This window comes from Microaerobacter geothermalis, from assembly GCF_021608135.1.
Lineage (GTDB): Bacteria > Bacillota > Bacilli > DSM-22679 > DSM-22679 > Microaerobacter > Microaerobacter geothermalis.
This window is the reverse complement of sequence record NZ_JAKIHL010000002.1, coordinates 108113-119824: the sequence shown is the minus strand read 5'-3', so window position 1 is coordinate 119824 and position 11712 is coordinate 108113. Positions and strand designations below refer to the sequence as shown.

The 11712-nt window shown below is 42.8% G+C and carries 8 protein-coding genes; 5 read left to right on the top strand and 3 right to left on the bottom strand.

The genetic code is table 11. From position 1 onward, the window contains the following. Positions 1-4 precede the first annotated feature (4 nt). The gene (locus L1765_RS02615) at positions 5-1180 is read left to right on the top strand and encodes a sugar ABC transporter permease (RefSeq protein ID WP_236404505.1); all 1176 of its coding nucleotides are present in this window, start codon (positions 5-7) and stop codon (positions 1178-1180) included. Positions 1181-1425: 245 nt separating this feature from the next. On the opposite strand, the gene asnB is transcribed toward L1765_RS02615, so the two are convergent. Further along, positions 1426-3357, bottom strand: a complete 1932-nt coding sequence (gene asnB / locus L1765_RS02610; RefSeq protein WP_236404419.1) for an asparagine synthase (glutamine-hydrolyzing) — start codon at positions 3355-3357, stop codon at positions 1426-1428. Positions 3358-3772: 415 nt separating this feature from the next. Here asnB and L1765_RS02605 point away from each other — a divergent pair, with 415 nt between their 5' ends. From L1765_RS02605 to L1765_RS02590, 4 genes are all read left to right on the top strand, one after another. Then, positions 3773-4255, top strand: coding sequence for a deoxycytidylate deaminase (locus L1765_RS02605; protein ID WP_236404418.1), 483 nt, complete (start codon positions 3773-3775; stop codon positions 4253-4255). A 77-nt stretch (positions 4256-4332) separates the two neighbouring features. Further along, positions 4333-6984 carry a DNA internalization-related competence protein ComEC/Rec2 gene (locus L1765_RS02600; protein ID WP_236404417.1) on the top strand — a complete coding sequence of 884 codons (2652 nt, stop codon included), beginning with the start codon at positions 4333-4335 and terminating at the stop codon, positions 6982-6984. Between the two features lie 357 nt (positions 6985-7341). Next, on the top strand, positions 7342-7743 hold the full coding sequence (locus L1765_RS02595; protein ID WP_236404416.1) for a VOC family protein: 402 nt from the start codon (positions 7342-7344) through the stop codon (positions 7741-7743). A 211-nt stretch (positions 7744-7954) separates the two neighbouring features. Beyond that, entirely contained in the window at positions 7955-8545 is a 591-nt protein-coding gene (locus L1765_RS02590) for an HD domain-containing protein (protein ID WP_236404414.1), read from the top strand. Between the two features lie 159 nt (positions 8546-8704). Here L1765_RS02590 and L1765_RS02585 read toward each other — a convergent pair whose 3' ends face one another. Both L1765_RS02585 and glcD read right to left on the bottom strand, forming a co-directional pair. Then, positions 8705-10075 (bottom strand): (Fe-S)-binding protein, encoded by a 1371-nt coding sequence (locus tag L1765_RS02585; protein ID WP_236404411.1) that lies wholly within the window; start codon positions 10073-10075, stop codon positions 8705-8707. Next, positions 10056-11480 carry a glycolate oxidase subunit GlcD gene (gene glcD / locus L1765_RS02580; RefSeq protein ID WP_236404409.1) on the bottom strand — a complete coding sequence of 475 codons (1425 nt, stop codon included), beginning with the start codon at positions 11478-11480 and terminating at the stop codon, positions 10056-10058. The genes L1765_RS02585 and glcD overlap by 20 nt, the downstream gene beginning before the upstream one ends. Between the last annotated feature and the right edge of the window lie 232 nt (positions 11481-11712).

The window sequence follows — 11712 nt, the reverse complement described above, 5'->3', positions numbered from 1 at the left end:
GCCTATAAATTTCTTTAATGAAGCAAAGTCATTACTCAAAGTAAATATTCGTGAATATGGGATGTATATCGCCCTATTCGTCATCATACTTACTTTTTCGATCCTGACGGATGGACTTTTCATTTCATCCCGCAACATAAGCAATCTTCTGGATGCAACCGGATATATTGCTGTATTGGCTGTCGGCATGACGATTGTTATTGTGATCCGGCATATCGATCTATCCGTTGGATTTTTAGCCGGATTCATGGGAGCGATTGCTGCAATTCTTCTTACACAGATGGGTCTGCCGACTTATGTGACAGTACCGATCGTTCTTGTACTTGGTATCATTATCGGCCTATTCAATGGCTTGCTAATCGCTCAGATCGGGATCCCTTCCTTTGTCGCTACGTTAGCGGGATGGCTCATTTTTAGAGGAGCTCTTCTTCAAGTAACGGAAAAAACCGGAACGATTATCATCAAGGATGAATCGTTTAATGCGCTTGGTAATGGATATATCCCTTCCATTGTGCAAGTGAATGGGTTGAATCTGCTCTCTTTGATCTTGGGCGGGTTGAGTATCGTGTTGTATATTATCAGTGAAATATCCAAACGTAAAAATAAACTCAAGTATCAATTTGAAGTAATGTCTAGAGGGATATTTATTATTAAATTAGTATTTGTTTCATCGATCATAGCTTATATTACATGGATTCTTGCAGGGTATAACGGGTTTTCCTGGACGGTTATCATTACGCTACTGGTTGTTGCTATCTATCACTTTATTACAACAAGGACGGTGCTTGGCAGACATATTTACGCTATGGGAAGCAATCCAGAAGCGGCACATTTAAGCGGAATCAATGTCAAAAAAATAACGTACATCGTTTTCGGTTCCATGGGGATGCTTTCGGCACTCTCCGGCATTTTATTCACTGCCCGTTTGCAATCTGCAACAACAACAGCAGGTACATTGTTCGAACTTGACGCCATTGCGGCCGCGTTTGTCGGTGGAGTATCCGCTGCAGGCGGAGTCGGTAAAGTAACGGGAGCGATTGTAGGTGCACTCGTAATGGCTTCCTTATCCAACGGTATGAACTTGCTCGGAGTCGGCATCTCCTATCAGTATATCATTCGGGGTGGCGTATTGGCCTTAGCGGTAATCTTTGACGTGATGACCCGTAATAAAAGAAGCTAATCTACCATAAAGTTAGGTAATTGTTTTCACTACTCAATGAATGTAGTATAGATCTGGAATTAAAGATTTACTCATCCGATAGTCGAGTTCGTCAGGAAGTGATTCAGATCCGGTCCGCTTCGTACGAACTCGAAGGCTGTCCGAATAAATCTTTAATTCCGTCTATGTAGATTATGTAAAAAGCAACCATTCCCTGTTTAGTGGCAGAAAAAATGGTTGCTTTTTCAGTGGAAATCAAGTGCCGGCTATGATCCGATTGTGATCTCTTTCCTATTTTCCTTTCTGCTTTCCCTTTCTGAAATTAATGGGCTGACATAGGGTTGAAAGGAAATCGCTTTTTCCACATAAATTTGGTGCCACAGGAGAAATATGAGTACCGCCCAAATTTTGCGGCTATGATCAGCTCTCTCTTCTTTGTGTTCATCCAACAGATAAAACAAGTACGATTTATTAATAAGATGTCCAGCTTTAGAATCATAAATTAATTCCTTCGCCCAGCTGTAGAATTCATTTTTCAGCCAGACCCGCGTGGGTACAGGGAATCCCAGCTTTCTTCTCATGTGAATTTCTTCAGGAATTAGATCCTTCATCGCTTCCCTCAGTACAAACTTTGTGGTGCCATTGGCAATTTTATATCTTACCGGAATGGACGAGGCAAATTGGAAAACTTCAGGGTCAATAAAAGGAACCCGCAACTCCAGGGAATTGGCCATTGTCATTTTATCCGCTTTCATCAGGATATTTCCAGGGAGCCAAGTATGAATGTCAATGTACTGCATCTTGGTGGTATCATCATAGGATTGGACTTGATCATAGTATGGTTTGGTAATCTCCATGGGTGAATGTAGTGGGTAAGGAAAATTTGGAGATAATACTGATTGTTTTAACTCCTCGGAGAAGAGAAAGGCATTTCCAAAGAACCTTTCCTCAACCGATTTTGAGCCTCTTATCAGGAAATTTCGTCCTTTTACACCTGCAGGAAGGATTTTGGCCGCTTGACCCAATCCCGATCTTAGCCAACTGGGCAAGGTAGAAAATATTTTGAGAGATTCGGGTTCCCTGTAAATATTATACCCGCCAAAAAATTCATCGGCTCCTTCTCCCGACAATACCACCGTAATATATTTGCTGGCTAATTCGGCAACAAAATATAAGGCAATGGCCGAGGGATCGGCCACGGGATCATCCTGATGCCAAACCAATTGCGGAAGTTTGTCCAGATACTGCTTGGCGTTAATGGTGACTTCATGATGTTGGGTTCCAAGATAATTAGCCGAGCGGCGGGCATAATCCAATTCACTGTAACCTGGAATATCAAAACCAACAGAGAATGTTTTGACGTCTTCGTACTGCCTAAGAAGGGCGACAATGGTTGTGGAGTCAACACCGCTAGATAAAAATGCACCCCTGGGCACATCGCTCATGCGGTGTTTTTCTACGGATTCCGTTAAGATATCCCTCGTTTTTTCCACAAAATAAGAGAAGGGTTTACTTTCATCCGGAGCAAAGCGAACTTCCCAGTAAGGCTTTATTTTTAGAGAACCGTGTTGAATGGCAAAGAAATGACCCGGTGGAATCTTATGGACATTGGAAAACATCGTTTCAGGGTCAGGAGTATATTGAAAGGTAAGATAATGGACCAATGACGTTGGATTAATTTGTTGGTTTACTCCTTCAAGTTCCATGATACTTTTAATTTCAGATGCAAAGGCGTAGGAAGATGAGGTTTCCGCCCAATATAGTGGTTTGATCCCGAAATGATCCCTAGCACCAAACAGGGTATGGGTTCGCTTATCCCAAATCACGAAGGCAAACATTCCTCGCAGTCGAGTTGGCGTCTCTTCACCCAACTCTTCGTACAAGTGAATGATGGTTTCTGAGTCAGAATCTGTATTGAATTGATGACCCTTATCCATCAACCAGGATCTTAACTCTTTGTAATTGTATATTTCACCATTAAAGACCATCCAAATATCTTCGGTTTCATTGGTGAGGGGTTGATGCCCCCCTTCCAGATCAATGATGCTTAATCGTCGAAATCCCAGCCCTACATGGTCGGAAAAATAAAAACCTTCATCATCCGGACCGCGGTGCATGATCATGTCTGTCATTTTCTTTAACAAATCAGGATTGACCGGTTGTTGATTTTTATTAAACAAGGTGACAAATCCGCACATCTTAAAACTCCTTTAGCCGAAGAAACTTTTTTATGAAGTACTTTATAGATGTGGAATTAAAAATTCACACGTCTGCTTGTCGAGTTCAATCGAGAAGTGATTCAAGTTCGCTTCAAGACTAAAGAACGGAGCCCTCAAAAACACCTAGGTATTTCAAGGGTGGAGTCAGTTTGAGGGCTAATTCCCGTTCTTTAGCCTCACCGCTTAAGTACGAACTCGAAGGCTGTCCTTAGTGAATTCTTTAATTCCGTCTATATAGTTTTAGTCCATACAAATAAAATGAACTTTTACTGCATGTCATTTTGATATATGATAGGGAAAAATGATTCACCTTCCTATCATAACAGTATTTTCGTCCCAGTGAAAGGTACAGTTGCTTTAAAAAAGGATGATGAAAAAATACCAGGAGGAGAATATGAGAAAGTCTTGGGATCACTATTTCATGGATATGGCTTATATGGCCTCGACAAGGGCCACTTGCCCGCGAAGGCATGTGGGAGCGATTATGTGTAAAAACAAGATGCTGCTTGGCAGTTCTTATAATGGTGCTCCCATGGGAGTACGGGATTGTTATGAAGATGGCTGTTTGGTTGTTGCATATGAAGAGAACGGCGAGAAAAAAGAACGCTGTATCCGCACGATTCATGCCGAACAGAATCTGTTGTTATTTACTGACCGGGAAGACCGGGAAGGAGCCACGGTCTACGTCACCGACCAACCCTGCTGGACCTGTGCCAATATGCTGGCCAACAGCGGGGTGAAAGAAATTGTTTATCACCGCTCCTATAAGAAGGATGAGGAGAAGGTGAAGAGATTGATGGCACAAAAGGGAATCCATTTTCGGCAACTGGAAAACTATATTCCTCCACAGGAAATCGTTAATACCATTATTGACTAAAAAAATCGAATGATGCAGGAAATGGCAATTTTTTATCGAAATGGAAACACATCTCTGAAATGAGGAGATGTGTTTTTATGTCTAGACGATTGATGTCCAGGCCAATTTTGGCAGGCAGCATCGCTTTTTCCTTGGGCTTATTCCTGTATTCCCGCTTTCCCGTTTCTTTCATGTTACAATTCTTATTGATTGTATTTTTGCTGTTGAATACAGCCTGCGTTATGCTGCTGTCTTCAACTAGACAAACTGATGCTTTGAATCGGGAGATTATAATAGGATATCAGGATAGCCCAAAATGGAACGTTAGCTTCCTAAGAAGAAAAAGCAGGGGATTTCTTTTCTTGTTGTTCTTTTTTCTTCTGGGGAATATGTATATGGGATTTCATCTGAAATGGGTGAATACTCCTCTGGATGAGTGGGTTGTTGATGGAGAGAAGGACGTTTGGTTGGAGGGGAGAGTAGTTTCCTACCCGCAGCGGGACGGAGACAAGATCAGTTTTACTATAAAAACAACCTCTGTACAGTTAAACAACCAATCAGATGGAGGAACATTTGCACAATCTCATAAAGGAGGCCCTGAACAAAATGATGAAATAATTTCTAAACAGGCGAAGAGAATCACATCAATTAAGGTTGATGGAAAAGTGCTGGTCAACCTCTATTTAAAAAGGGAAAGCGAGATACCCATACTTAATCAATGGGAAAAAGGGACATGGTTAAAAATAAGGGGAACCCTAAACCTTCCTTCGGAAGCAAGGAACCCTGGCGCCTTTGATTATCGGCAGTTCCTGAAGGGACAGCATATTGATGTGATCGCCAAAGTGAAAAACATCAGTGACATTGAAATTGTTCGGACATCGAGAAACCCGCTTCGATTTTTGGATCGATGGAAAAATCGATGGATTGCTCAACTGGATACTCTATATTCCGGAAATTCGGTCAGTACTGCTTCGGGTGAAGCAGCCTCAGTCTTAAAAGCGATGATTCTTGGTGAAAGAAAAGCCGTGTCTGCGGAGTTGGAAGAGGATTATCGGAATTTGGGAATTTTGCATTTATTGGCTATTTCCGGGCTCCATGTGGGAATTGTCATGGGTGCAAGTATTGCCATTGGACGCTGGGTAGGGTTAAGTAAAGAGGGTACCTATTGGCTTACTGTCCTGTTGATTCCTGTCTATGTTTTATTTACGGGAGCGGCCCCTTCTGCCATTCGGGCAGGGATGATGGGGATCGTTGGTTACACCGTTCAAAGATTTTCCTATCGACCGGACGGATTAAACAGTTTGGCATTTGCTTTTTTCATGATGCTTCTATGGAATCCGCACTATTTGTGGAATGTGGGCTTTCAGCTTTCTTTTATCATCACCTTGGGAATCATCTGGTGGGTTCCGCCGCTTGCTGAACGAATCAAGTGGGGGAGGGCCTGGTTTAGATATTTGCTTGCAGTCACGTTTGTGACCCAGCTGTTTTCATTCCCCTTCACGATCTATTATTTTTTCAAGGTATCACTTTTCTCATGGTTGATTAACCTGATGATTGTCCCAATATTTTCCCTCCTTGTGATTCCGCTTGGTTTTTTTACTTTATTAGTCAGCCTGATTCATCCGGCCTTAGTGACGTTGGGAACTCTCTTTAATGGATGGTTAATCGGAAAAATAAATGATTTGCTGGCTTGGGCAGACACAAAGGGTCAGGCGGTTCTGTTCATCTGGGGAAGACCTTCTTTGATCTGGCTGACCCTTTATCTGCTATTCGTCATCGGTCTTCTATATTTATTCTGTTATTCATCCGTTTTGAAAAGGAGGAAAATCGTTTTTAGGGGAGCCGCCACCGTAATGATCATGGGATTGAGTCTACTATTCATTTTTGGATATTTCCCAACGGATGGAGAAAGGGTCACCATATTATTTGCCGATGTGGGACAGGGGGATGCTGCGGTTGTTCAGATGCCGGGAGAGGTTGTTTATGTGATCGATGGCGGAGGTGTGATGGCTTTTGGCAAGAAAGAGAGGTGGATGAAGCGGCGGGACCCATTTTCTACAGGGGAAGATGTGATTATTCCTTATCTGGAATACAGAGGGGTCAAGAGGGTCAATGGAGTTTTTCCCTCCCATGGGGATACCGATCACATTCAGGGCCTCCTAGATGTAGTGGAAAAGTATAGAGTGGATCGGGTGTTATATGGGGAGAAGGTGGAGTATGCGTCATTGGAGGAAGCATTATTGAATAAGGCGACTCAAATGAATGTGCCCATTATTCCCCTGAAATCAGGGGATGCGTGGCAGGTGAATAAGAATATCAGGTGGTGGGTGTTAAACCCTTTGGATGATGCATCTGGTTTAAACTCTTCCCGATTATCTGAAAATTCCCAATCGGTTGTTTTACTTCTTGATGCCTATGGAAAGCGGGTTTTGTTCACCGGTGATCTGGAGATGGATGGCGAAGAGTTGTTAATGATGAATGAGAAACTCCCTCCGATAGATGTATTAAAGGTCGGACACCATGGAAGCAAAGGTTCAACCGGCGAGAAATTTCTATCCGTCATTTCCCCGGAAATTGCCGTTATTTCTGTCGGGGAAAAAAATCGGTACGGTCACCCCACTTCAGAGGTTCTGGAACGATTAGACCGCCAGAACGTCAGGGTTTATCGGACCGATGAGCAGGGAGGAATATGGGTTGAGATCACACCAGAGGGATTAACGGTGGAACCTACGATAAGGAAGAGGTATTAATCAAACTAATCTCAATTTTAATCTTAATCCGAATCTTAATTCTTAATCGAGTTTAATATACTCTGCTAGAAGTCTCCCATTTCTTTATCATAAATATAGGCAGTTGGAAAAAAAGCAGGAAGCCTTCCTGCTTGAGACGGTGGGAGCATTCACAAGTTTGCATAGCGAATGAATGCCCGAAGATTAAGTGCATTTTATGCTAGTTTGAAGAAGGAATATGTTGGTTGTTGTCGAAAAAACATATCAGTTTAAGAAAAGATTTCCTATATCCAATCATATATTCTGATTACCCATGGGGTATTTGAGATGACGATTCAGATGAAATGATTTTAATTAAAGAAAGGGGCAGGGAATGACATGATTGACAGACTGATACGTGTTACCATTCTTGTGAAAGACCAAGAGGAAGCTCTTCGTTTCTATACTGAGAAATTAGGGTTTGAAAAACGTGCTGATGTTACTTTTGGTCCAGGTGTTCGCTGGTTGACAGTGGCACCAAAAGGACAACAGGAGTTGGAAATAGTTCTTCAGAAACCTGAACCTTCCATGCACGGTGAAGAAGGAGCAAAAAAATTGTCTGAACGTATTGGACAGGGAACCACATGGGTTCTTGAAACAAATGATTGTAGGAAGACCTTCGAGACCTTACGCTCAAAAGGAGTAAAATTTTTGAGTGAACCCAAGGAGCAGCCATGGGGTGTAGAGGCACTTTTTGAAGATTTGTATGGAAATATATTTGACCTTTTGGAGCCTAGGTAATGAACCTTTAAATAAAAAAATTAATAATTCCTTACAACTAAAATGGCTGTAAATGAGAACCAAAAAATTCCTAAATCATATAACAATTTCTTTAAGCCATTCATAAAAAACACTCCTACGATGAGAAGAATTATAAACATATCCGAAAATTGGCTATTTTAAATATAAGGAAACAGTGAAAGATGCGATTTTTTTATAAAAGGAGAGTAAGATGGAAGCAGACCGATTAATGATGCAGATCGATTTTATCAGGGAAATAGACAAGCTGAAGCATGTCTATAGACAAACACTTCTAATGAATGGCTCAAGGCATGAGAATGATGCCGAGCATTCATGGCATTTAGCTGTGATGGCGATGCTGTTAAAAGAACATGCCGATAAAGAGATCGATGTATTAAAAGTGATGAAAATGGTTTTGATTCACGATCTTGTGGAAATTGATGCTGGGGACACCTTTTGTTATGATGACGAAGCAAAAGTAGACAAAGAGGAAAGGGAGCGTAAAGCGGCTGATCGAATCTTTCATATTCTTCCGGAAGACCAGGCATGGGAGTTAAGAAATCTGTGGGAGGAATTTGAGGGACGTTCAACTCCTGAGGCATGTTTTGCGGCTGCCTTGGACAGGATCCAGCCATTGCTCCATAACTATTATACCAAAGGGCAATCATGGAAAGAGCATGGGGTAACCAGTGACAAGGTCCTTGACAGAAACCGGCCGATTAAAGAATGCTCTCAAACCCTTTGGAATTTGGCACAGGAAATAATCAGACAATCCGTAGAAAAGGGGTACTTGTTGCCATGAAACACAACCCGGATTCCAACTTTGTGGAGTATCACTTCCCAGGATTTGATCCCAAGTATGAAGGGATGGACTGGAGGAGTTTGTAGACAACATAATGGTCGAAGCAAATGGGGGCTAGCCCCCAGCCATTTCTATGGCTTTTGTGACAGCCCCCATTGATCATGCCGATTTATCTTCTTTTTTATGGTGTTCGCAGCCGCATCCGCTACCTTCTTCTTTCATTTTTTTCTCCAATTCAATGGCTTCTGCGATCAGATCAACAATATGGACCGTTTCAACCTGGTCGGAAAGTCCTTCCCGATGAACGCCCAACTTCATTTGTAGCAAGCATCCCGGATTGGCGGTCACGATCACATCAGCCTTTGTTTTGCTGACGTTCTCCATTTTATGATCCAGCAGGCTCATGGACATTTCAGGTTGAATAATATTGTAAATACCTGCTGAACCGCAGCAACGGTCTGCTTCAAACAGTTCTTTGTATTCCAATTGATCCACTTGCCGAAGCAATTTTCTCGGCTGTGAACTTACCTTCATGACATTTCGAAGGTGGCAGGAGTCTTGGTAAGTGACCCGTCTGTTCATGGTTCCCTTTATTTTTAGAGGAGCAATATCAATCAGAATCTCGCTGATATCCTTTACCCGTTCAGCAAACCATTTCGCTTTCTCTCCCAATTCCTCATCCTTCAGGAGATGGTCATATTCCTTTAGCATCGCTCCGCATCCGCCCGCGTTAGAAACGATATAATCGACTCCGGCTTCATAGAAAACCTCTACATTTTTTCTGGCCAGTTCTTTTGCCAGATTCCTTTGTCCGCTATGGGCATGAAGGGCTCCGCAGCAGTTTTGATCGGAAGGAATGATCACTTCGCATCCGGCCTCAGTCAGCAATCTTACGGTATTTTTGTTGGTTTCCGTAAATAATACATCCATAATACAGCCTCTGAAAAGGGCTACAGTGGCAACTTTTTCTCCCTTGGCAGGGATGATGGTCCCCAACTGTTCTACTACACCCTTGCCGGTAGCTTTGGGGAGAATGGCTTCCATATCCCGGACCTGCTTAGGCAGGAAACGGAGCAGTCCCAGTTTTCGTGCAGCCGCTGCCAGGCCAGATCTCTGATAAAAGGCCATCAAGGATCCCAATAGTTGCAGTTTTCTTTGCGAAGGGAAAAGGTAGCGGAAAACCAGGGTGCGGATTTTTTCAATCCACCATGGATATTCCACCTTTTCTTCAAGAACATCCCTTGCCTGCTCCAACAGGTGACCGTATTTTACCCCTGAAGGACAAGCGATTTCACAGGCACGGCATCCCAAACACAGGTTTAATTGATCCCTTAACTTTCCTTCATCCGGGTCCATTAGCCCATCAACAGCTGCTTTCATGAGGGCGATCCTTCCCCTTGGAGATGCTGCCTCGAGCCCTGTCTCCCTGTAGGTGGGACAAGCAGGAATACAAAATCCGCATCTCATACAGTTGGTCAATTCATCATAATCCAATGTCAACTTAAGTTTTTCAGTGAGTTGCGACATCATCCAGCACCACCCGTCGCCTGGTTTCTTTAGCAAAAATCTTACCGGGATTCATCAACCCATGGGGATCGAAGGCTCGTTTAATCCCCTTCATCACTTCTATTCCGGTTTTTCCAATTTTCCATTCCAAATAAGGAGCTTTAGCCAAACCTACCCCATGCTCACCGGTGATGGTTCCGCCCAATCGAATGGCAGCATCAAAAATTTCCTCGAATGCTTTTTCCACTCTTTCAATTTCTTCATGGTCTCTGGCATCTGTCATACAGGTAGGATGAAGGTTTCCATCACCGGCATGACCAAATGTGCAGATTTGGATGCCATATTTCTTCGCAATTTTGTTGATCTGTTCAACCATCGGAGCAATTTGAGCCCTCGGCACCGTAGCATCTTCCAATATGGTCGTTGGACGTAATCTGGCAAGGGCGGAAAGGGCACTTCTTCGTGCGGTCATCAACTGTACTCCTTCTTCCTCCGATTGAGCCAGTTTCACTTCTGCTGCCTTCTCTTCCCTGCAAATTTCGGCAATTCGTTCCATATCTCTGGACACAATCACCTCTGGTCCATCTTGCTCAATAAGCAGAACGGCCGCCATATCCGTTGGAAGTCCAATTTTTGCATAATCTTCCACCACTCGAATGGTGGCATTATCCAAGAATTCAAGGGAGGAAGGAATGATTTTCGCACTAATAATTTTGGAAACGGTTCTTGCCGCTGCATATAAATCATCAAAAAGGGCTAACAACACTCGTTTATGCTCCGGGAGTGGCAGAAGTTTCACCGTAGCTTTTGTCACCATGGCAAGGGTTCCTTCTGACCCTACCAAGAGCTTTGTTAAATCATAACCGGCAACATCTTTTGTCAGCTTTCCTCCGGTTTTCAGTATTTCTCCGGATGGAAGAACCGCTTCCAGGCCAATGATATAATCTTTGGTCGTTCCATATTTTAACCCCCTCAAACCTCCGGCGCATTCGGCAATATTTCCGCCTAATGTGGAAACAACCATGCTCCCCGGATCCGGAGGATAAAAAAGGCCCCTTTTTTCCACTTCTTCATGAAGCTTTTTGGTAATTAATCCTGGCTGGAAGGTAGCGGTCAGATTCTCTTCATCAATTTCTTCCAATTCACTCATCCTGGTCATCACCATGACAAGGCCTCCCTCAACCGGAACTGTGCCTGCGCTTAGATTGCTTCCGGCACCTCGGGCTACAATCGGTATGCGATATTTGGTACACACCTTCATGACAGCGCTTACTTCCTCAACATTTCCTGGGAAAATCACGGCGTCAGGCATAGACTGATACATGGGAGTTGCATCATAGGAATGAGTAATTAATGCCTCTTGGTCATCAAAATAGTATCGGTCCCCTACGATAGAAATTAGTTCTTTTTTTATATTTGTAGACAGCATGAAGATTTCCCTCCATCCCCTAGTTTTCAGGTCATCTGATGACCATGTTCATTTTTATTATAATAAAAATAGTTTAAAATGAGCAAGAATTTTGTGAATGATTCAGTCATCAGATGACTTGATGACATGATCAATTTTGTTTATAATAGATGGTGTGAATTTTATATTTTTAAAGTTCAGATAATTTATGCTTTATTTAAATTTTTTTAAATTAATGAACGCGTGAATTAGG